Source organism: Hyphococcus sp., assembly GCF_965228385.1.
Classification (GTDB): domain Bacteria; phylum Pseudomonadota; class Alphaproteobacteria; order Caulobacterales; family Parvularculaceae; genus Hyphococcus.
The window spans coordinates 1,445,640-1,468,785 of the sequence record NZ_OZ245810.1 but is presented as its reverse complement, the minus strand read 5'-3'; the positions used below and the strand labels follow the sequence as shown (position 1 = coordinate 1,468,785).

Here is a 23,146-nt window from a genome sequence, read left to right as displayed (position 1 = left end):
TGGCGGAAGTCTTGCGCGGTTTTGGCGCTGCGGGCAAGCTGTCTAATTGTGCAGCGTCGGGGCCAGCGCCAGGATCTGCACGTCCACATCCATGCCGAGGAAATCCTCCGCCGCGCCGTTGAACGAGCCGTCGAGCGGCACGGCCTGGCTCGGCGTGCGCGCAACGCCCGTGCGGATGAGGTTGCCGCTGGCGATGAGGCCGTTGGTCGGGTCGAACTCGATCCAACCGGCGCCCGGCAGGAACACCTGCACCCAGGCGTGGGTTGCGCCGGATCCCTGCAGCGCGCCGGATTGATTAGCGTACGGATCATATAGATAGCCGGTGACGAAACGCGCGGCGAACCCGAGCTGTCGCACCGCCTCCATCATCAGAACGGCGAAGTCGCGGCACGAGCCCTGCGCCAGCTCCAGCGTTTTGCGCGGCGGCTGGATGCCCGGCTCCTCGCGCCGTTTATAGTCCAGCGTTTTGTGGATCGTGCTGTTGATGCCGGTCAGGATGGTCCATGTGTCGTCGCCCGCCTCGCGGCGAAGCTTGTTGGCCCATTCATTCACCGCCGCTTCCGGGTGATCGTATTCCGGCTTGATGAGCGCGATCAGATCCGGGATCTGTTCTTTTGGATAATCGAACGGAAATTTCTGCGCGGCGGCGGCGATGGGAAACACCGGCGTCGCGACGCTGGAGCGGATGACATTGAAGACGCAGGAGATTTCCAGCGTGTCGGCCGGCGGCGCGTCTGAAAAATCGAAAATCACTTTCGAATTGGAGAAAACATCATGCACCCAGTGCTGCCTGGCGTGCGGCGCGGCCGTCACCTCGAACGCGGTCAGGCGCAGATCGTTGCTCTCATGCGGGCGGAACATGGCGCGGTGCGGACCGAACGCCACCGGTTTTGCATAACGGTAGCGGGTGGTGTGGCGCACCTGCCAGATATCGGTGCTGACGCCGGAAGCATACGCGTTCATTATTTCATACTCATGTGACCGGCCGGCTATCATGCGCGGGCGGCGCTGATAAAGCCCCAATTTCGCCGCGCGCTCAAGGGCGTATATAGCGTCACGCCGCCGGAGAGAAATAGCGGTCATTGAGCGATTTTGCGAGGGCGTTCACCGCCTGCTGGATCTGGTCGAGATAGCGGTGCAGGGAGCGGCCCTGGGCGCGCGCGGGCGGCGCGGCCAGCCGGTCGCCGAGGGCTTTCGCCGCGCTTTTCACGTCAGCGCCCGGTTGCGCGCCGAAATCGCGGTCCAGCCGGTCAATCTGGTAGAACGCCGCTTCCGCCGCATTGGTGACGGAAAGCGGCAGATGCGCGTCGCACAGAAGGAATTTTGCGGCGTCCGCGGGGTCTGCGTTGAACGAATGGCGACGCTGGAAAGCGTGATAGGCCGAGGCGGAGCGCAACAGCGTGTTCCACCACGCGACATCCGGGGGCGAGACGGCGTCGTCATCGTCCCTGTCGAAGCGGAAATATTTGATGTCGATGAGGCGGGTCACCTGATCGGCGCGCTCCAGCGCCGCGCCAAGCTGGTTGAACCGCCACACCTCGTCGCGATAGCAGGTCGCCTCCATGACGCCGCGAAAGGTAAAACAGCCGTCGCGGATATCCGAGCAGATGTCGCTGAGTTTCGACAGGGAAAAGCGGCGCTTTTTCAAAGCGGCGATATCGGCGTGGAAGACAGAAAGCTGGCGCCAGCTTTCCGTGCTGATCAGATGCCGCAGCGAACGCCCGTTTTCTTTCGCCATATGCGCCGCGCCGAGAACGGAATTCGGATTGTCCGCATCGGCGATGTAAAAACGCGCCACGTTCAGCGCCGTCAGCGCCTTGCCGCGCGCCTCAAACGCGGCGCCGTCGGCGAAAACGGAAAGGATCGGCTCCCACGCCTCGTCGCTTTCCTGGTCGGCGGCGAAAGACTCCGTCACCATCAACAGGCGCGCGAGGCTTTCGGCCCGCTCCATGTAACGCCCCAGCCAGAACGCATTGTCTGCAAATCGCGATAACAGCATAGGTTCAGCGCGCGTCCCCGCTCAAATCATGTCCCGTCATTTCATCACCCATGTATCTTTCGAGCCGCCGCCTTGAGAGGAATTGACGATAATCGATCCCTCTCGCATGGCGACGCGGGTAAGCCCGCCGGGCAGCACCCAGCTTTCCTTTCCGGTCAGCACGAACGGGCGCAGATCCACATGGCGCGGCTTCAACCCCTGTCCGGTGAGCGTCGGCGAGACGGACAGGTTGACCATGGGCTGAGCGATATAGTTTTCCGGATTCTTTTTCAGTGCGCGGCGGATTGCGGCGAGTTCGGCTTTCGTGGCTTTCGGCCCGACGACAATGCCGTAGCCGCCGGACTCGCCCACCGGCTTCACCACCAGCTCCTCAAGATGCTCCAGCACATAGGCGAGGTCGTCTTCCTCACGGCAGATGTAGGTCTCGACATTATTGAGAATGGCGTCTTCGCCGAGATAATAATCGATGATGCGCGGCATATAGGCGTAAACCGCCTTATCGTCGGCGACGCCGGCGCCGACCGCGTTGGCGATGGAAACCTTGCCGGCCTTGAGCGCGCGCATCAGGCCGGGAACGCCCAGCATGGAATCCTTATTGAACACTTCCGGGTCGAGAAAATCATCGTCGATCCGGCGGTAGACCATATGAATGCGTTCAAGGCCGGTGATGGTTTTCATGAAAACGCGGTCCTGATCGTCGACGATAAGATCGCGCCCCTCAACCAGCTGCACGCCCATTTCGCGCGCCAGAAAAACATGTTCGAAATAGGCTGAATTGAAAACGCCCGGCGTCAACAGCGCAATATGCGGATTTTGAATGCGCGGCGGCGCGCATTCCATCAGCATCCCGCGCAAGCGTTTGCCGTAGTCGGACACCGGCATGATTTTCATGCCTTCCATCAGGTCGGGAAAAGACCGCATCATCAGATGGCGATTTTCGATGACATAGGATACGCCGGAAGGGGAGCGGCAATTGTCTTCCAGCACGAGAAATTCACCGCTTTCGTCGCGAATCAAATCAACGCCGCTGATATGGGTGTAGGTATTGTGGACAAGCTTTACGCCCATCATTTCTTTACGGAAATGCTTATTCCCAAGCACAAGCTCCCTGGGGATTACGCCGTCCTTGAGGATTTTCTGCGAACCGTAGACATCGGTAAGAAAGGCGTTTAGCGCCGCGACGCGCTGCCGGCAGCCGCTGTCGATGATCTTCCAGTCTTTTTGGGTGATCTGACGCGGCACCGGGTCAAACGGCAGAATACGGTCGATCGCCCCGGCGTCGGAATACACCGTGAACGTGATGCCGAGATTGTGGAGTTCGCGTTCGGCGGCGGCGTTACGCTGATTGAGCGTGCGCACCTTGTATTTTGACAGTCTGTCGGCAAGCGCGTTGGGGGCATTCGTGGATTTTCCGCGCGCGAAAATCTCGCAATAATTTTTTCCGGGATGATAACCGGGAAACATGATGGGTTTTGCCATGGAAGTTATTGATATAGCAAATCAATTTAAAATGCAATCATGATTCGTGATCGTCAGCTTACAGATCGTTTCGGCCGTAGAAAAGCCTCATATGGAAAAAGCCGCCCGGGCGATACTGCCGGGCGGTTTAGTTGAATGAAGTCCATGGCCGGTTACGGAGCGGCTGGAAAACGCAAACGCCAGGCCCGTTCTGTTTAAAACGACGCGCTAAAACCTACGCCCCACCAGAAACCGCTTGAGTCGTATGTTCCAAGCACCGAGTTGTCGATGATTGAGCCGCCGGGCAGGTCCGAACCGCCAAATCGCGCGCCCACATAGAACGAGCCATTGTCGGAAAACGCATATGATATGTCTGCGGTTGCAGCGCCGTAAAGATAATCCGTTCCGCCATTGTCGGCGATGACATAACCGAGCGAACCGCCGAGATCGAAGCTGGTTTTTTCGGCGAGCGGAAATGAATAGGACACACCGCCTTCAACTGTTGTCGCATCCAGCGTGAAATCGCGATAAACATAGACGGACGGCGACAGGGGAATATCGAATGAAAGGCCGCCATAAGCTTCCCATGTATTCGTAGAGCCGTCGAAAAAGCCGCTCGCGGCGTCGGGATAGGTATAATAGGTAACGCCGGCGTCAAACGTTACAACCTCGCTGAGCGGTGCGCTATATCCGGCAAAAAGGTCAAGCTCATCGCCGTATGGCTGCAACGGCGGACCATCATCGTCGCCTACGGGAAGGGCGAACCAGGCGCCGGCGTAAAAATTTCCAAATGATAAAGTTATTGCAGGTTGAACGCTGGCCTCCTGCAGTTGAACGCCCCTGAATACGTAACGTGATTCAAAAGCGACATCCGTAGAGACGCCTAAGGTTTCGGCGCTGGCCGGAACGCTCATAACTGCAATTGCAATGGCGCTGGAGAGTGCGCGATACATAAAGTCCTCCTTTTACCCCTATTGTTTTAAAAAGAGAGGTATGCTGAATACAAAAATCGGTTTACGGATTAATACTGAAATGGAGCGCTGCATCGCACAATAACATTTTAGCAACAAAGCGCTGTTCACGCTAAAAACTGGTAAAATAATCTACAATTATAGCTATAATCACCAATATTATGGAATAAAATAGCGATTATATGGCGCAACTTTCGCCTATGCAGCAAAAATTGGTTGCATTGCGGCATTGCTGCGCTTAGCCTGAAATCCGAATCGGACGCTGCAATCTGTTCGGGTTCGCTACAAAAAGACCAAAAAAGAGGCACACAGATGAAATACATTATTGCAGTCGTGAAACCGCACAGGCTTGAGCCAATACGCGAAGCGCTGACCGCCATTGGCGTGGAAGGATTGACGGTTTCCGACGTTAAAGGGTTCGGCCGGCAAAAAGGGCACAGCGAGGTCTATCGGGGCGCTGAATATCAGGTGGACTTTGTACCGAAAGTTAAGCTCGAACTTGCAGTTGAGGCAAGCATGGCCGCCCGGGTTGTCGAAGCAATTACCGCTTCGGCGAAAACGGACCGGATCGGCGATGGAAAGATCTTCGTGCTTGATCTTCAGGAAGTCGTGCGGGTTCGCACAGGCGAGACCGGCGCGGCCGCGCTATAAATCAGACGGGAAACAATCAATGACATTCAATAAAAATGCAGCCGTCATCATCACGGCGGCGAGCGCTGCAATGCTGTCCGGCGCCGCAGCACAGGACGTAGCAGAAGCCGCAGCCGCGCAGCCAGAGGCGTCAGAAGCGACGGTATTTGTCTTCAACACGCTTCTATTCATGATCTCGGGCATGGTCGTCATGTTCATGGCGGCGGGATTTTGCATGCTGGAAGCGGGGCTGGTGCGCGCCAAGAACGCCGCTACCATTTGCGTCAAGAATATCGCGCTTTATTCCGTCGCGGGTCTGATGGTTTATCTCATAGGTTATGATCTGATCTATGGCGTTGGAGAAGGCGGTATTATCGCGCCGTTGAATATATTCTGGGGCGCCGATGAAAGCGGATCGTTGGGCAACGGATATTCTGCGCATTCAGACTGGTTTTTCCAGATGGTGTTTGTCGCGACGGCGGCGTCGATTGTTTCGGGCACGCTGGCGGAACGCATCAAGCTTTTTCCCTTCCTGATCTTTGTGGCTGTGCTGACCGGCGTCATCTACCCCATCCAGGCAAGCTGGGTCTGGGGCGCGGGCTGGCTTGACGCGCGATTTGACGATTTTGCCGGGTCTACGCTGGTTCACTCTACGGGCGGCTGGGCGGCGCTGGCGGGCGCGCTGGTGGTCGGGCCGCGGGCCGGCAAATATGTCGGCGGAAGGGTTGCGCCCATACCGGGCTCATCGCTGCCGCTCGCCGCGCTTGGCACGTTCATCCTGTGGCTCGGCTGGTTCGGTTTTAACGGCGGCTCGCAACTGGCGCTCGGAACAATATCCGACGCCACCGATGTGTCGAAAATTTTCGTTAATACCAATATGGCGGCCTGCGGGGGCGTCGTCTCCGCGCTGATTTTGACGCAACTTCTCTACAAGAAAGTCGATCTGACCATTGTGTTGAACGGCGCCATCGGCGGGCTTGTCTCGATTACCGCAGAACCCCTGCAACCGGCGATCTGGCAAGCCATTTTGATCGGCGGCGTCGGTGGTGTTATAGTCACGCTTGCAGTGCCGGTTCTTGACAAGTTCAAGATTGACGACGTGGTCGGCGCTATTCCAGCGCATCTGTTTTGCGGGATCTGGGGTACGTTGATTGTGCCGTTGTCGAATAGCGGCGTGACATTTTTCGGGCAGTTGACCGGGGTCGTTGTTATTGGCGTATTCGTGTTCGCCGTGAGTTTATTATGCTGGCTTGCGCTCAAATATACGCTTGGCGTAAGGGCGAGCGATGAAGATGAACGGATAGGTCTGGACAAATCTGAACTTGGTCTGGAAGCTTATCCGGAATTTGCGACCAGCTAATTGGAAAGCCGTCATGCTTGGAGGCTGACATAAAAGACGAGATGTTAAAATTTGTTTCGCGTGATCGCGAAACGCCAGAGAAGCGAAATCCCGGCGAAAGACGCCGGGATTTTGACGAAATCTATGCGCGTTTCGCCGATGAGCGCGCATCGGAACAGGCGGGACGCTGCAGCCAGTGCGGCGTGCCGTTTTGCTCTGACCACTGCCCGCTTGGCAATGATATTCCCGACTGGCTGAAGGCGGTCGCGGAGGGCCGGCTGGAAGACGCCTACGCGCTTTCCGCCGCAACGAACAATATGCCGGAAGTGTGCGGGCGCATCTGCCCGCAGGACCGTTTGTGCGAAGGCTCCTGCGTGATTGAGCAGTCCGGTCACGGCACCGTGACGATCGGCGCTGTCGAGCAGTACATCACCGAAACGGCGTGGGAAAAGGGCTGGATCAAGCCGGTAAAACCGGTGCAGGAACGCCCGCAATCGGTCGGGGTTATCGGCGCGGGGCCGGCCGGGCTCGCCGCGGCGGAGGAGCTGCGCAAGGAAGGTTTCCAGGTCAAGATTTACGACCGCTATGACCGAACGGGCGGATTGCTGACTTACGGCATTCCGAATTTCAAACTGGAAAAGGATGTGATTGAACGCCGGACAACGCATCTCGAAAAAAGCGGCGTGCAGTTTGTCCGCAATTTTGAAGTCGGCCGCGACGCCACGCTGGCGGAGCTGCGCGCCGATCATGACGCTGTCCTGGTCGCGACCGGCGTTTACAAGGCGCGCGATCTCTCCTGTCCGGGTTCCGGCAATGAAGGCGTCATTGCCGCGCTTGATTATCTGACGGCGTCCAACCGGAAGGGATTCGGCGACACGGTGCCTGAATTTGAAAGCGGCGCGCTCGACGCCGCCGGCAAGCAGGTTGTCGTCATTGGCGGCGGCGACACGGCGATGGATTGCGTCCGGACGGCGGTGCGCCAGGGCGCGCAATCGGTCACCTGCCTCTATCGGCGCGACCGGAAAAACATGCCGGGCTCGGCGCGCGAGACGGCGAACGCCGAAGAAGAAGGCGTCATTTTTGAATGGCTCGCGTCGCCGAAAGCCGTCATGGGCGACGCCGCCCGGGCGGCGGGCATCCGCGTGGCGCGCATGGAGCTCGGCGCACCGGACGACAGCGGCCGGCGCGCGCCAGTTGAGATCAAGAACGCCGAATTCGATCTGAAAGCGGATCTGGTGATCAAGGCGCTCGGTTTCGAAGCGGAAGATTTGCCGTCGCTTTTTGACGAACCCGGCTTGAAACTGACGCCGCGCGGCACGTTGCGCGTGGACAGCACGACGCTTCAGACGAGCGTGCCGGGCGTTTATGCGGCGGGCGATATTGTTCGCGGCGCATCTCTGGTCGTCTGGGCGATCGTCGACGGACGCAAGGCCGCGGCCGCAATTGTAAAACAGCTGGAGACGGCCAACGTCACGCCGCTCGCCGCTGAATAAGACAGAAGTAAAAAAACATGACTGACTGCGTTTCGACCTATGTAAGCCAGCGCGAGCGCCTGATCGCCGCCAACGCTTATGATCCGTCTTCTGAGCATGACGCTTGCGGCGTCGGTCTCGTCTGCGCGCTTGACGCTGAGCCGCGCCGCGAGATCGTCGAGATGGCGATTGCGGCGCTGAAAGCGGTCTGGCACCGGGGCGCCGTCGATGCGGACGGAAAGACCGGCGACGGGGCGGGGATTCGTCTCAACGTGCCGCAGGAGCTGTTTCGCGCATTCGTGGAACGCACCGGCCATAGTGCGGTCGAGGCGGATATATGCGTCGGCATGCTGTTTTTGCCGCGCACCAATTTACGCGCGCAGGACGCCGCGCGCGCCATCGTCGAATCGGAAATCCTGCGCCGCGGATTTTACATTTACGGCTGGCGCCAGGTGCCGGTGCAGTCGCGGGTCCTCGGCGCCAAGGCGAATGCAACGCGCCCTGAAATCGAGCAAATCCTGTTTTACGATCCCAAAGGGCGTTCGCAGGACGAACTTGACCGGATTTTGTATATTGTCCGCAGACGGATTGAAAAGCGCGCAAGAGAAGACGGCCTGCATGAGCTTTATGTCTGTTCCTTGTCGTCGCAGGACGTCATCTACAAAGGCATGTTCCTCGCTCAGGAAATCGATAATTTTTATCCGGACCTGAAAGACGAACGTTTTGTCTCCCGCGTGGCGATTTTTCATCAGCGCTACTCCACCAACACGTTTCCGGAATGGCGCCTGGCGCAACCTTTCCGCATGCTCGCCCATAACGGCGAAATCAATACGCTCAAAGGCAACGTCAACTGGATGAAGAGCCACGAGATTCCAATGGCGGCCGAGGTCTTCGGCGCCAATGGCGACGACATCAAACCGGTGATCCAGCCGGGCTCTTCTGACTCAGCGACACTCGACCAGGTTTTCGAACTCCTGGTGCGCGCGGGCCGGTCCGCCCCCATGGCCAAGACGCTCCTTATCCCCGAAGCCTGGTCAAAACGCGCCTCAGTCATGCCGGAACGCTGGCGCGCGCTTTATGAATATTGCAACGCTGTGATGGAGCCATGGGACGGACCCGCCGCGATCGCCGCTTATGACGGTCAGTGGGCGATTGCGGGACTTGACCGCAACGGCTTGCGGCCCTTGCGGTATGCGATCACCGATGACGGCATTCTCGCTGTCGGTTCGGAAACCGGTATGTGTCCGCTGGAAGGCCGGCAGGTCAAGCAGCGCGGCTCGCTGGAGCCGGGCCGCATGATCGCGGTTGATATGAAAAACGCAAAATTCTACACGCCGCCGCAGATTCTCGATCTGCTTGCGGAAAAGCATCCCTATACGGAATGGCTGGAAAACATCGTCGAGCTTGAGCCGAAAATCGGTCCCGGACCGGAGGACCGGCTTTTTGACGGCGAGGAATTGCTGCGCCGTCAGGGGTCCGCAGGATATGACCTGGAAGGGCTGGATCTGATTTTGCGGCCGATGGCGGAAACCGGCAAGGAGGCGATCGGCTCCATGGGCGATGATACGCCGATCGCGGTGCTGTCTGAACGCTACCGTCCGCTCTCGCATTTTTTCCGGCAAAATTTCAGCCAGGTGACAAATCCGCCGATTGACCCCTTGCGCGAAGACGGCGTCATGAGCCTGAAAACGCGTTTCAAGAACCTTGGCAATATTCTTGTTACGGATAAAACGCAGACCAATGTGTTCGTACTGGAAAGCCCGATTCTGACAAACGGCATGTTCACGCGCCTTGAAGGGCTGCTCGATGAGAAGATCGTCGAGATTGACTGCACCTACAACGTCAAGGATATCAAGAAAAACGGCGAGGCGCTGCGGGCGGCTTTAACGCGCATCCGGCGCGAAGCCGCCGCCGCCGTAAAGGACGGCGCCGGACATATTGTTCTGACCGATGAAAATCAGGGACGCGGCCGCGTCGCAGCGCCCATGATTCTGGTGGCGGGCGGGGTGCATGCGCATCTGACAAAAGTTGGCGTAAGGACATTCTGCTCGATCATCGTGCGCTCGGCGGAGTGTATCGATTCCCATTACGCCGCTGTTCTCGTCGGCGTCGGCGCAACGGCTGTCAGCCCTTATCTTGCGTTTGACTCGATTGCACAGCGCCATGCGGCCGGCCGTTTTGGCGATTTATCGCTCGGGACATGCGCCAAGAATTATAAAACCGCACTCGAAGCCGGCCTGATGAAAATCATCTCCAAGATGGGCATCTCGGTCATTTCCGCTTATCGGGGGGGATGCAATTTCGAGGCGCTCGGCCTGTCGCGCACGCTGGTCGAGGAATTTTTTCCCGGCATGACGAGCCGCATATCCGGCATCGGTCTCGCGGGTCTTGAGGCGAAGACAGTGGAACTGCATGCGTCGGCCTGGGACAGCGACGCCGCACGGCTCCCGGTGGGCGGTTTTTACCGGCACCGGCGCAGCGGCGAGCGCCATATCGTTGAAGCGGATCTCGTTCACGATCTGCAAAAGGCGGTTCGCGAGGACGACGCCGGCGCCTATGCGCGCTATTCGCAAGCGCTGAAAGACCAGCCGCCAGGGCAAATTCGCGACCTCTTGCGCGCACGTCCCAAGGGAGAACCGATCGGCGTCGACAAGGTGGAAACCGCGAACGACATCCGCCGCCGTTTTGTGACGCCCGGCATGTCGCTGGGCGCCCTGTCGCCGGAAGCGCACGGCGCGCTGAATATCGCCATGAACCGCATTGGGGCCAAGTCCGTTTCAGGCGAAGGCGGCGAAGTGCCGGAACGTTATAAACCGCTTCCCAACGGCGACAACGCCAACTCCGCGATCAAGCAGGTGGCTTCAGGCCGTTTCGGGGTCACGGCTGAATATCTCAATCAGTGCCGTGAGTTGGAGATTAAAGTTGCGCAGGGCGCGAAGCCCGGCGAGGGCGGTCAACTGCCCGGTTTCAAGGTGACCGAGTTTATCGCGCGCATGCGGCACTCGACGCCCGGCGTCACGCTCATCTCCCCGCCGCCGCATCATGATATTTATTCCATCGAGGATCTGGCGCAGCTGATTTACGATCTGAAACAGATCAACCCGGACGCGCGCGTCTGCGTAAAACTTGTTTCCGCGTCGGGGATCGGCGCCATCGCCGCCGGGGTTGCGAAAGCGAAAGCCGACGTGATCCTGATTTCGGGTAATGTCGGCGGCACCGGCGCCAGCCCGCAATCCTCGATTAAATTCGCCGGCGCACCCTGGGAGCTGGGGCTCGCCGAAGCGCATCAGGTTCTGACTCTGAACAATTTGCGCGAGCAGGTGACGCTGCGCACCGACGGCGGCATTCGCACCGGCCGGGACGTCGTGATCGCCGCCATGCTGGGCGCAGAAGAATTCGGCATCGGCACGATCTCACTTGTCGCTATGGGCTGCCTGATGGTGCGCCAGTGCCATTCCAATACCTGTCCGGTCGGCGTGTGTACGCAGGATGAAGATTTGCGCGGCCGCTTTCCCGGACTGCCGGAGCACGTCGTGCACCTGATGACCTTTATCGCCGAAGAAACGCGGCAAATTCTGGCTGACCTTGGCGCCTCTTGTCTGGAAGACATCATCGGGCGCGCGGACCTGCTCGATCAGGTCAGCCGCGGCGCCGCGCATCTGGACGATCTCGATCTCAACCCGATCCTGACGCTGGTGGACGCCGGCGAGCGGCCCAAACGCTCAAAACGCGAAGGCCGACAGGACGTCGTCGATACGCTCGACCAGCGTATTGCCGATGAACTGGCGCCGTTTTATGAACGCCGCGAAAAACTACAGCTTTCATTTCCCGTCAAGAATACCGACAGGTCGATCGGCGCGCGCATATCGTCGGAAATCGTGCGCCGGTTCAAGCCTGAAGATCTGACCAATGATCATGTGACATTGCGGCTGAAGGGCTCCGCCGGGCAGTCCCTGGGCGTTTTCTCAGCGTACGGATTGAAAATGATTATCGACGGCGATGCGAATGACTATGTGGGGAAAGGCCTGTCGGGCGCGACAATCGTTGTCCGGCCCGCCAACGCCGAGGCGGGCGAAGACGACGCGATCATCGGCAATACCTGTCTTTACGGCGCGACGTCAGGGGCGCTGTTCGCAGCCGGCCGCGCGGGCGGGCGGTTCGCCGTCAGGAATTCAGGGGCCGAAACCGTTATCGAAGGATGCTCCACCAATGGCTGCGAATATATGACCGGGGGCGTCGCAGTGGTGCTGGGCCCCGTGGGTGCGAATTTCGGCGCGGGCATGACGGGCGGGCGGGCCTATGTTTTCGATGAAGAGGGCGGTTTTGAAGACCTCGTTAATCCTGAAAGCGTCGCCGTGCGCGGCTTTATCGACAGCGATGACGATCACCAGTGCCTGGAGTTGATCGAAAGGCACTGGCGTGAAACCAAATCCGCGAAAGCGCGCCGTCTTCTCGACGACTGGGCGAATGCGCGCGCGAAATTCTGGGTTATTGAACCGCGCGAAATACTCGCCCGGCAAAAAAAGCTGGAAGCCGCCGCCAAATCAGCATGAAGTTCAATTCTGTTTAATTAAGGTGGCGCAAAACTTAAGGAGTTGAAGTCGTTTCCCACCGGCGGCAATTGGAGAAATAAATGGCGCGCTTCTTAGCCGGAGTTCTATTTTGTATGTCAGCCTGCGCCAGCAGCAGTTCGATCTGCGACTATGATTTGGTTGCCGATGGTTGGGTCCGCACGCCATCATATCCGAGCGTCCTGGATTCAGAAAATACTGAGAATACAAATTGGTTTGAAAATTCTAATGGCGATTACCTCTCATGTGCGTCAATGAAATCAGACAGGGTTTGTAAAGCGAATTATGAACTTCACAAAAAATTACCCGATGGAGAGTATGAGACGGATATAGTTGTATGCATGATGTAGCCGAAGATAATTTTGGATGAGTGAAAAGAAACACTGCCGTAACATGTGAGTTATTCTTGTCGTCAACAATCGAAGAATTCCACCGCATCAAACAGCTTCCGCCTTATGTCTTTGAGGAAGTGAACGCGCTGAAAGCAAAGCTGCGCAGCGAGGGGCGGGACATTATCGATCTCGGCATGGGCAATCCCGATATGCCAACGCCCCCGCATATTATCGAGAAGCTTGTGGAGACGGCGCGCAATCCGAAAGCGCACCGCTATTCCGTCTCGCGGGGGATCATCGGGCTGAGGCGCGCCATGGCGCGCTATTATGAGCGGCGTTTTCATGTGAAACTGTCGCCGGAAACGGAAATTGTCGCGACCATCGGTTCGAAAGAAGGCTTCGCCAATCTGGCGCAGGCCATTACCGGGCCCGGCGACGTCATTCTGGCGCCCAATCCTGCTTATCCCATTCACGCTTTCGGGTTCATTATCGCCGGCGGCGTGATTGCGCCGGTGGCGGCGCCGTCGCCCGAGGCGTATCTTCAGGGCCTCGCCGACGCCATCAAAATCTCACACATGAAACCGCGTGCGGTGGTTTTGAACTATCCGTCAAACCCGACGGCGCAGGCGGTCGGTCTCGATTTCTACAAGGAAGCCGTGGCGCTCGCGAAGAAGCACGATATTTATATCCTGTCCGATCTGGCCTACGGCGAAATTTATTTTGGCGATGCGCCGCCGCCATCGATCCTGCAGGTGGACGGCGCGCGCGATATTGCCGTTGAAATCAACTCGCTCTCCAAAACTTTCGCCATGGCCGGCTGGCGCGTCGGTATGGCGGTGGGCAATGAACGTTTGATCAGGGCGCTGGCGCGGGTCAAATCTTATCTCGATTACGGCGCCTTTACGCCGATCCAGGTGGCGGCGGTGGCGGCGCTCGACGGTCCCTGGGATTGCGTCGAAGAGATCCGCTCCATTTACAAGACGCGGCGCGACACGCTGATCGAGCACTTTCACATGGCGGGCTGGGATGTTCCGCGGCCTGAAGCGTCGATGTTCGCATGGGCGCCGATACCGGAGAAATTCCGCACAATGGGCTCGGTTGAATTTGCAAAAATGCTGATGGAAAAGGCGGACGTCGCCGTTGCGCCGGGCCTTGGTTTTGGCGAATTCGGCGAAGGGCATGTGCGTATCGGTCTGGTTGAAAACCAGCAGCGCATCCGGCAAGCTGCAAGAAATTTGAAAAAGGCTTTCAAAGAAAACTGAGGAGTCTCGGGGGAGTGGAGTTTTCGTATTTTGAGCCGGCGCCGGCCTTGCGCCAGTTCGTCAGCAGCTACTACTTCGTCGCGTTTGCGTATGAAATTTCCGATATCATGCGCGCCGAAATCGCCAATGCCCGCTTCATTCTGGACGGGGCTGTCACGACAGAGCTGTCGGGCGAAGCGGTGACCTTCAATGCCGGCGCGGCGCCATTATGCGGACCGACCTATCGCGCCAGCAAAATCAGGTTCGAGGCGGGCGCCCGGATCTTTGGCGCGGCCATCACGCCGCTCGGCTGGCGGCGGCTCTTTTCCATGAGCGCTCAAGACGCCGCGGATAAGCATATGCCGCTGACCGACGCCATTCCGGCGAGCCGGCGCGGCGGCGTCGACGCCATTTTCAATGCGCCGGATCAGGCGGGGGTCATCGCCGCCGCCGATGCGCTGTTCCTGTCGCTGGTCGATAATGATCGCAGCGTGCATGAAGAGTTTATTCATCAGGCGACAGACTGGATCGTCGATCCGGAGCCGAACGAAATTCATCATCTTCTGGATCATGTGGATATCTCGCACCGCCAGGTCGAACGTCTGTGTAAGTCCTATTTCGGCTCAGGCCCGAAAAAGCTGCACCGCAAGTTTCGCGCGCTGCATGCGGCGAACCGGCTGACCTGGCAAAGTCTCGACGACTGGCGGGACGTTGCGCGCGCCGCCTATTACGATCAGGCGCATTTCATCAGGGAGTTCAAGCTGTTCAACGGGCGCACGCCGAAGGAGTTCATGAACGGCCCGCATATTCTGGTGCGCACGACGTTGGAAGAACGCCTGAAGATCAATCACGCCTCGCCGTTCAGTCTGGTGGGGTGAATGTAGAAAGCCGGCGGCGCATTTTGACACGAGCAAGCATTGAGATGCTTTCCGGATCGAAGTTGGAAAGAGAATTACGATAGAATGACGCAATCCATCAGCACGTCATGGCGGACGTGACCAAAAAATCAGCAATTGGAAAAAATGCTAATAAAGTAGTAGTATCTGCCAATTTCAGCGTTCCTATAAAATATCCTGTTGACGGCTTCGCAGTTGCGAAGTAAGACCGCCGGTAACTCATCAAGACCAGCCGAGGGACAGGCCCGTTGACGCTGGGGCAACCGCCGGAAAATCCGACCGATTTTCGTGGAAAGGTGCCAATTCCTTCGAGGGGCGATCCTCGAGAGATGAGTCGGACGACGAACGACGTCATGATCGTCCGATGAGGTCTCTAGCGAATTTCTGAACATGAGTTGGCCGCGCATTTTGCGGGGTCCGGTTTTGGAAATGACGCGAGAGACTAACGATGACCACCGCGCAGACAAAAACCGAAGAGAGCGCGTGTCGCAAAACGGTGTCGTTTTGCGAAGTCAGCGTCTTTTTGCCTGGCGACATCGAACTGGACAGCGGCGAGCGCCTGTCGAAACCTGAACTGACCGTGCGCGTTTACGGCGACCTGACGCAGCCGGTCGTGATCGCGGCGGGCGGCGTCTCCGCCGGCCGCAATGTCGCCGATACAGCCGAAGAAACCGGCTGGTGGCGGGACTTCGCCGGGGCCGGCCGCGCCATCGACCTTGACCGGTTTTGTCTTGTGGGATTTGATTTCCTGCCCGGCGACGGCGAGGCGGCGCGCACAATCTCAACGAAAGACCAGGCCCGCGCGCTGGGCCATGCGCTCGACATTATCGGCGTTGAAACCGTAGAGGCTTTTGTCGGCGCTTCTTATGGCGGCATGGTCGCGCTTTGTTTTGCGGAACTGTTCCCCGAACGGATTAAAAAAGTCGTGGCGATTTCCGCGCCGGACAGGCCAAATCCGGCTGCGACGGCGCAGCGCGGCGTGCAGCGGCGGATTATCGAATTCGCGGAAAAGGCCGGCGACGCGCAGGCGGGCGTTGCGCTGGCGCGCCAGCTCGCCATGGTGTCGTATCGCACGCCGGAAGAATTCGGAACGCGCTTCGCGAGCGCGCCAAGGGGCGGCGCTGCGGGCGATCCATACGACATTTGTGAATATCTCGTGGCGCGCGGCGAGGCCTATGCCATGAAGGCGCCGCGCTATCTGACCTTGTCCGATTCCATTGATCGTCACCGCGCCGATACGTCAAAAATTGGTGCGCAGACACTCGTGATCGCCGTTTCCAGCGACCGTCTGTCGCCGCCTGCCGATCTGGAGCGCCTTGCCGGCGCTATCTCCGGCGGCCGGTTCATCCAGATCGAATCCCCTTACGGCCACGACGCCTTTCTGAAAGAGCCCGGCGTTATCGGTCCGCATATCAGCGAATTTCTAAAGGAGCCTACGTCATGAGTGAAGAATTCCGTCCGGAAACCATTATCGCCGGCGCTGGCGTCGCCGAAGACCCCGCTTTTAATTCGGTCTCGCCGCCGCTGCACCTGTCGGCGAATTACGGCTGGAACGATCCGCTGGAAAAACCGCAATATGACTATGCGCGTTCCGGCAATCCGACGCGCACGCAGCTTGAACAGGCGCTGGCGCAACTGGAGGGCGGCGCGCGGGGCGTCGTTGTCTCTTCCGGCATGGCGGCGCTTGATCTTATCCTCAACCTTGTGGATCCCGGCGAAACCGTGCTCGCGCCCCATGACTGTTACGGCGGCACGCATCGCCTGTTTACGGCGCGGGCGAAACGCGGGCATTTCGATATCGCCTATGCGAACCAGACCGACCCTGAAGAGCTGGCCGCCGCGTTTGCGCGCCAGCCGAAACTTGTGCTGATCGAAACGCCGTCCAATCCGTTGTTGCGCGTGACCGACATCCGCGCCGTTGTGGCGCTGGCGAAAGAAGCGGGCGCGATCACCGTGGCTGACAACACATTTTTGTCGCCTGTTCTGCAAAAGCCGCTGGATCTTGGCTGCGATATCGTCGTCCACTCGACGACGAAATTCATTAACGGCCATTCGGATGTGGTCGGCGGGGCGGTTATCGCGAGAACGCCTGAGCTTGGCGAGGAACTCGCCTGGTGGGCGAACTGCACCGGCGTAACCGGCGCGCCGTTCGATTCGTTCCTGACGCTGCGTGGCCTGCGCACGATTTATCCGCGTATCGAACGCCAGCAGAAAACCGCCCATGATGTGGTTAACGCGCTGGCCGCCGATGACCGCGTCGCAAACGTTTACTATCCGGGCCTTGAAAATCATCCCGGCCACGCGGTGGCGAAACGCCAGCAGGCAGGCTTCGGCGCCATGTTCAGCGTGGAATTTGCACAAGGCGTTGACGTAATCGAACTTTTACGCCGCCTTGATATCTTCACCATTGCGGAATCGCTCGGCGGCTTTGAAAGCCTGGTGTGCACGCCGGCGACCATGACCCATGCGGCGATGACGCCGGAGGCGCGCAAGGTGGCCGGCATTTCCGATCGTCTGGTCCGGTTTTCCATCGGGCTTGAGCATGCGGACGATCTCGTGCGAGATATATTTACGGCGCTCGATTTTGCATCGGGCGCAGACAATGTGGCGTATCTGTCAAAGGGGGCGGCAAGCAAATGTGCCTAGATGTAGAAGACAAGGAATTATCATTCAGTAACGGAAGCGGGGCGCCGGCGTCGAGGCGCCTTCGCGTCGCTGTGGCCGGTCTTGGCGTTATTGGAGAAGGCGCCGCGCTTGAACTGGCGAAGGAAGATATACCCTACGCATTGTGTGCGGCGCTTGTGCGTGATCCCGCAAAGACACGCGCGGTATCTTTAAAAACCCTGCGGACATACTCAGACCCGGCGGTGATGCTGGTCGAACATCCGGACGTTGTCGTCGACGCCTTGCCGTCAGGCGAAGCGGGGCGGCGCCTGATCGAGGCGGCGCTGGCGCAGGGCGTCAGTATTGTCACTGCAAACAAACAGGCGATCGCCGGCGCACTGGCGCTGCTGCACAAGCACGCCGAACAAAACCACGCGGTGCTTGCCTATTCGCCGTCAGTCGGCGGCGGCGCGCCCATGGTGGAAACCGTTCAGCGCGCGCGCGAACAGGGCGATCCGCGAGAGATCGCCGCCATTTTGAACGGCACGGTGAACTTTATTCTGTCGGCCATGAAAAACGGCGCCGCATTTGGCGAAGCGGTCAAGCGCGCTCAAGATGCCGGATTTGCCGAGCCTGATCCGACGGCGGATCTTTCAGGCGAAGATGCCCGGGCGAAGATTTCAATCCTGACCTATGAGGCGTTCGGGCACGAAATCGATCTCGACGCCATTCAGGTAGAGCCTTTAACAGCGGAGCGGGCGAACAGCTTCGTCAAGGGCGGCGGCGTGTGGAAGCAGCTTGCACAGATTTCACGCCGCCCGGATGGAGAAATCGCCGCGCGCGTGACTTTCGCGCGGGTCGATGACGATCCGTTTTTCCGCAAAGTGGAAAAAGAAGGCAATGCGTTACGGGTGGCGAACGCCGACGGTCGCGCCTTCACCTGCGAAGGCAAGGGCGCGGGCCGGGCGCCCACGGTCGGCAGTATCTTTTCCGATCTAGAAAAAATCGCGCGTTTGAAACCGTCGCGGAATATCGAACGCCCGGAAAATTCTTTGCGCCGCAGCGGATTTTTCAACTAGAAGACGTTTCATGTCTTCACCGGAAACATTCAGTGCGGCGTCTGACGCCGCAGCGGCCGCGCACGCGGCGAAACGGCTTGTCGTTAAAGTCGGGTCCGCCATCCTTTGCGGCGACGCCGGCGCTGTTCGCAGCGCATGGCTTTCGGCGCTGGCGATTGATATTGCGAGGCTTCGAAGCGAGGGCGTTGAGGTTGCGGTTGTGACGTCCGGCGCCATTGCGCTCGGGCGCAAAAAGCTTGGCCTTTCCGGATCACTGAGGCTCGATGAAAAACAGGCGGCGTCCGCCGCGGGACAGGTGGCGCTCGCCGAAGCATGGCAGGCCGCATTTGCGCCGCATGATATTCATGTCGCGCAAATCCTGCTGACGCTTGACGATACAGAAGAACGCCGCCGTTACCTTAATGCGCGCACGACCATGCGCACCCTGCTGGACCTTGGCGCATTGCCGCTGATCAATGAAAACGACACTATTGCGACCAGTGAAATCCGCTATGGCGACAATGACCGGCTGGCGGCGCATGCGGCGCAGCTCATCGGCGCGGACCTGCTGGTGATTCTGTCAGACATTGATGGTTTGTATACGGCGGACCCGCGGCGCGACTCGTCTGCGCGCCACATATCTGTTGTCGATGTTATTACGCCTGAAATAGAAAGCGCCGCCGCCGGACCCAATCAGGATGCAGGCGTCGGCGCGGGCGGCATGGCGTCAAAAATCGCCGCGGCGAAAATCGCCTGCGGCGCCGGATGCGCCACTGTGATCGCGCCGGGGTTGATCGATTATCCCCTGAACGCTGTTCTGACGGGCGGCGCGGCGACGCTGTTTCGCCCGTCCAATACGCGCGACCGCGCCCGCCGGCAGTGGATCGCCGGACGGCTGAAACCCGCAGGCGCCGTGCGGGTGGATCAGGGCGCAGCCAAAGCTTTGCGCAGCGGCGCCAGCCTGCTACCGGCGGGGATCACCGCAGTGACCGGCACGTTTTCACGCGGCGACGCCATCGAGATATCCGGGCCGGAAGGCGAGATCATCGGCAAGGGCCTGTCGGCTTTTGACGCGCGCGACATCAAAAAAATCGCCGGCCAGCGGTCGGATCAGATTGAATCGATCCTTGGCTACCGGCGCCGTCCGGCGGTAATAGAAAAAGACGATTTGATTTTGAAAGCGGATTAGATGGCGGACGCATCAGCGGCATATGGATCGCTTGCCGAATACATGAACGCCATCGGCGTTCGCGCCAGAGGGGCGGCGCGCGCGATGGCGTGTGCGGTTACGGCGCACAAGAACGCCGCGCTGAATAACGCCGCATCGGCGATCCGTATGAGGGCGGACGAAATCCTGTCTGTTAACGCTTCGGAAATCGATGCTGCGAAGGCGAAAAACATTGCGGACTCGTTTCTCGACAGGATGATGCTCGACGGCGCGCGGATCGAAGGCATGGCGCGCGCGCTGGAAGATATCGCAACGCTTGACGATCCGGTCGGAAAAAGCATCGCCCGCTGGACGCGGCCGAACGGTCTTCATATAGAGCGCGTCAGAACGCCGATCGGCGTCATCGCTGTGATTTATGAAAGCCGGCCAAACGTCACCGTCGATGCGGCGGCGATCGCCATGAAAGCCGGCAACGCCGTCATTTTACGTGGCGGCTCGGAATGCATCGAATCCAACCGGATATTGTTCGACTGTTTCGCAGAAGGATTAACGCGCGCGGGCCTGCCGGAACATGCGGCGCAATTTATCACAACGCCTGACCGCGACGCCGTTGGCGCGCTCCTCTCCGGTCTTGACGGCAATATCGATCTGGTAATCCCGCGCGGGGGAAAATCGCTGGTTGCGCGCGTTCAGTCGGACGCGCGTGTTCCGGTGCTCTCGCATCTTGACGGGATTTGTCATGTCTACATTGATCGCGACGCCGATCCGCAAAAGGCCGTGGAGATCGCCGTTAATTCGAAAATGCGGCGGACAGGCGTTTGCGGCGCCGCCGAAACATTATTGATTGACCGGACGGTTGCGGAATCAATCTGGCCCGTTATCGCCGGGGCGTTGCGGGCAAAGGGCTGTGAGCTGCGCGGCGATGCGGCCATAGTGAAACTCGACCCCAAGACGACGCCCGCCAGTAACGAAGATTGGCGTACAGAATATCTGGCGCCTGTCTTGTCGACGGCTGTAGTGGACGGCGTCTCCGGCGCAATCGCGCATATTGCGCAATATTCCTCCGGGCATACGGAATCGATTGTCACGGAAAATAACGAGACGGCTGAGGCGTTTATCGCCGGCGTGGACAGCGCCATCGTTTTGCACAACGCCTCAACCCAGTTCGCCGATGGCGGGGAGTTCGGCCTGGGCGCAGAGATCGGCATCGCCACCGGGCGGCTTCACGCGCGCGGACCGGTGGGCGTGGAAGAGCTGACGACCTACAAAAACATCGTGCGCGGGTCAGGGCAGGTAAGGCCGTGATATCCAGGTCTTGGACAGCAGAATCGATCAATAGCATAATCTGCTACCATGCGGCGCGATGCGTATACTCCGGCGAAGAAAATCGAAAAAAGAGGCATTTTTTGCTTGTTTGTTAACGGCTTCCTGTTGTAAGCGCTGTGCAGCGCAGCAAAAAAGCGCAAAACAAGGTAATGTCATGGCCGGGATGGCGGGGATAATTTCAGCGGGAGAAGGCGCGGTTTCGGCCGTGAGCCCGGTGATGTTGTCTGTGAGCCTGCTAGTGGTGGTCGTACTCCTTATTAGCCCCTTCCGGGGAGCGGCGATGGAGCCCGCGCGCTAGAAAGCAGCACGGAACTCCAGACACCCCGCTCCCGAAAGGAAGCGGGTTTTTTTATGTCTGGCGGTTCCGTTCGAGGGAAAGAACGGATGAGCGACGAGAGAACAAAACGATCTGACGCGATTACCAAGGGCCCGTCCAAGGCGCCGGCCCGCGCGATGCTGCGTGCGACGGGTCTTGAAGATGAAGATCTCGCCAAGCCGATGATCGCCGTCGTCAATACCTGGTCCACGGTTACGCCGTGCAACATGCATCTCGACAAGCTGGCGGCGCCGGTGCGCGAAGGCGTTCGCAAAGGCGGCGGCACGCCCGTCGACTTCAACACCATTGTTGTTTCCGACGGCATCACCATGGGCGGCGAGGGAATGCGCGCCTCATTGATCTCGCGCGAAGTAATCGCTGATTCCATAGAACTCGCCGTACGCGGACACTCGCTGGACGCCGCGGTGATTCTGGTCGGCTGTGACAAAACCTTGCCCGCAGCGGCGATGGCGCTGGCGCGGATGGATATTCCCGGCGTGATTTTCTACGGCGGCACCATCTTGCCGGGCCATTGCAAGTTTCGCGGCGAGGAAAAAGATCTTTCAATTCAGGACGTGTTCGAGGCTGTCGGGGCGCACGCCAAGGGTGATTATTCGGACGCGGAACTTGACCAGATTGAACGCGCGGCGTGCCCCGGCGCAGGCGCATGCGGCGGCCAGTTTACGGCGAACACCATGGCCATGGCGCTGGCGTTTTTAGGGCTCGCCCCTATCGGCGCCGGCGACCCGCCGGCGACGGATGAAGCAAAATCGGCCGAAGCCGCGCGATGCGGCGAACTAGCTGTAAAGCTGGTCAACGCCGGCGTTACGGCGCGGCGTTTCATTACCGAAGCCAGCCTGAAGAATGCAGCCACGTCTGTCGTCGCCAGCGGCGGATCGACGAACGCGGTATTGCATCTTGCAGCGATCGCCGCGGAAGCCGGCGTGCCGTTCTCAATCGATTTGTTTGACGCGCTTTCCCGCTCGACGCCGGTGATCCTCGACATCAAGCCGGGCGGGCGGTTTCTCGCGAAAGATTTGTATGAAGTGGGCGGCGTTCGGCTTTTTGGCAAACGGTTGATGGAAGGCGGCGCAATTTTCGAAACGCCGACAGTCAGCGGCGAGACATTGTTTGAAGAACTGGCGCGCGCGGAAGAAAAGCCAGGGCAGGAAATTGTCCGCACTGTAGACGCGCCCATGAAAAAGACCGGCGGTTTGCGCATTTTATACGGCGATGTGGCGCCCGAAGGAGCGGTCCTGAAAACCGCCGGATATGCTGACGCTGCATTTGAAGGCATCGCCCGCGTTTTCGACAGCGAGGAAGAGGCCTTCGCCGCCGTCTCCAACCGCGACATCAAGGAAGGCGATGTTGTGGTCATCAGGCATGAGGGGCCGAAGGGCGGACCCGGCATGCGTGAAATGCTCGCCGTTACGGCGGCGATCGCCGGACAGGGTCTCGCCGGCAAGGTGGCGCTGATGACCGATGGACGCTTTTCAGGCGCCAGCCACGGTTTTGTCATCGGTCATATCGCGCCGGAAGCCGCCGCCGGCGGACCGATCGGCCTTATCGAGGAAGGCGACGTGATCAGTATTGATGCTGAAGCGCGCCGGATTGACGCTGATATCGACTGGGCGGCGCGCAAGGCCGCATACAAACCACGGCCGCCAAAGCGTATGGGCGGCGCATACGACAAATTCGCAAAACTCGTTTCGTCGGCGTCAAAAGGCGCCGTCACTATTCAACCGCTGAACGACTGAAGGAAGAA

At 59.1% G+C, this 23,146-nt stretch carries 16 protein-coding genes and 1 riboswitch; of the genes, 12 read left to right on the top strand and 4 right to left on the bottom strand.

The genetic code is table 11. The features are described from left to right. Positions 1-42: 42 nt before the first annotated feature. The 4 genes from ACQK2Q_RS06875 to ACQK2Q_RS06860 form a co-directional block, all read right to left on the bottom strand. Entirely contained in the window at positions 43-963 is a 921-nt protein-coding gene (locus ACQK2Q_RS06875) for a transglutaminase family protein (protein ID WP_425409004.1), read from the bottom strand. Between the two features lie 91 nt (positions 964-1,054). Continuing rightward, entirely contained in the window at positions 1,055-1,999 is a 945-nt protein-coding gene (locus tag ACQK2Q_RS06870; protein WP_425409003.1) for an alpha-E domain-containing protein, read from the bottom strand. A 36-nt stretch (positions 2,000-2,035) separates the two neighbouring features. Then, entirely contained in the window at positions 2,036-3,478 is a 1,443-nt protein-coding gene (locus tag ACQK2Q_RS06865) for a circularly permuted type 2 ATP-grasp protein (RefSeq protein ID WP_425409002.1), read from the bottom strand. Between the two features lie 194 nt (positions 3,479-3,672). After that, a complete protein-coding gene (locus tag ACQK2Q_RS06860) occupies positions 3,673-4,410 on the bottom strand; it encodes a TorF family putative porin (RefSeq protein ID WP_425409001.1) in 738 nt (245 codons plus the stop codon). 330 nt (positions 4,411-4,740) lie between these two features. On the opposite strand from ACQK2Q_RS06860, the gene ACQK2Q_RS06855 reads away from it, so the two are divergent. The 12 genes from ACQK2Q_RS06855 (at position 4,741) to ilvD (ending at position 23,138) form a co-directional block, all read left to right on the top strand. After that, entirely contained in the window at positions 4,741-5,079 is a 339-nt protein-coding gene (locus tag ACQK2Q_RS06855; protein WP_425409000.1) for a P-II family nitrogen regulator, read from the top strand. Positions 5,080-5,098: 19 nt separating this feature from the next. After that, complete coding sequence (locus tag ACQK2Q_RS06850; RefSeq protein WP_425408999.1) at positions 5,099-6,418, top strand: ammonium transporter; 1,320 nt, start codon at positions 5,099-5,101, stop codon at positions 6,416-6,418. 41 nt (positions 6,419-6,459) lie between these two features. Beyond that, positions 6,460-7,890, top strand: coding sequence for an NAD(P)-dependent oxidoreductase (locus tag ACQK2Q_RS06845; protein ID WP_425408998.1), 1,431 nt, complete (start codon positions 6,460-6,462; stop codon positions 7,888-7,890). A 17-nt stretch (positions 7,891-7,907) separates the two neighbouring features. Beyond that, a complete protein-coding gene (gene gltB / locus ACQK2Q_RS06840) occupies positions 7,908-12,422 on the top strand; it encodes a glutamate synthase large subunit (RefSeq protein WP_425408997.1) in 4,515 nt (1,504 codons plus the stop codon). A 424-nt stretch (positions 12,423-12,846) separates the two neighbouring features. Beyond that, positions 12,847-14,034 (top strand): LL-diaminopimelate aminotransferase, encoded by a 1,188-nt coding sequence (locus ACQK2Q_RS06835; protein ID WP_425408996.1) that lies wholly within the window; start codon positions 12,847-12,849, stop codon positions 14,032-14,034. 14 nt (positions 14,035-14,048) lie between these two features. Beyond that, entirely contained in the window at positions 14,049-14,891 is an 843-nt protein-coding gene (locus ACQK2Q_RS06830) for a helix-turn-helix domain-containing protein (protein ID WP_425408995.1), read from the top strand. Positions 14,892-15,125: 234 nt separating this feature from the next. Beyond that, positions 15,126-15,245, top strand: a riboswitch (SAM riboswitch). Positions 15,246-15,357: 112 nt separating this feature from the next. Continuing rightward, positions 15,358-16,353, top strand: a complete 996-nt coding sequence (gene metX, locus ACQK2Q_RS06825; RefSeq protein ID WP_425408994.1) for a homoserine O-succinyltransferase MetX — start codon at positions 15,358-15,360, stop codon at positions 16,351-16,353. Then, on the top strand, positions 16,350-17,555 hold the full coding sequence (metB, locus tag ACQK2Q_RS06820) for a cystathionine gamma-synthase (RefSeq protein WP_425408993.1): 1,206 nt from the start codon (positions 16,350-16,352) through the stop codon (positions 17,553-17,555). The genes metX and metB overlap by 4 nt, the downstream gene beginning before the upstream one ends. Then, complete coding sequence (locus tag ACQK2Q_RS06815) at positions 17,546-18,592, top strand: homoserine dehydrogenase (RefSeq protein ID WP_425408992.1); 1,047 nt, start codon at positions 17,546-17,548, stop codon at positions 18,590-18,592. Before metB ends, ACQK2Q_RS06815 begins: the two co-directional genes overlap by 10 nt. Before the next feature lie 10 nt (positions 18,593-18,602). Beyond that, the gene (gene proB / locus ACQK2Q_RS06810) at positions 18,603-19,760 is read left to right on the top strand and encodes a glutamate 5-kinase (RefSeq protein WP_425408991.1); all 1,158 of its coding nucleotides are present in this window, start codon (positions 18,603-18,605) and stop codon (positions 19,758-19,760) included. Beyond that, positions 19,761-21,044 carry a glutamate-5-semialdehyde dehydrogenase gene (locus ACQK2Q_RS06805; RefSeq protein WP_425408990.1) on the top strand — a complete coding sequence of 428 codons (1,284 nt, stop codon included), beginning with the start codon at positions 19,761-19,763 and terminating at the stop codon, positions 21,042-21,044. It abuts the gene before it with no gap. A 405-nt stretch (positions 21,045-21,449) separates the two neighbouring features. Continuing rightward, positions 21,450-23,138, top strand: coding sequence for a dihydroxy-acid dehydratase (ilvD, locus tag ACQK2Q_RS06800; RefSeq protein ID WP_425408989.1), 1,689 nt, complete (start codon positions 21,450-21,452; stop codon positions 23,136-23,138). The last annotated feature ends 8 nt before the right edge of the window (positions 23,139-23,146 follow it).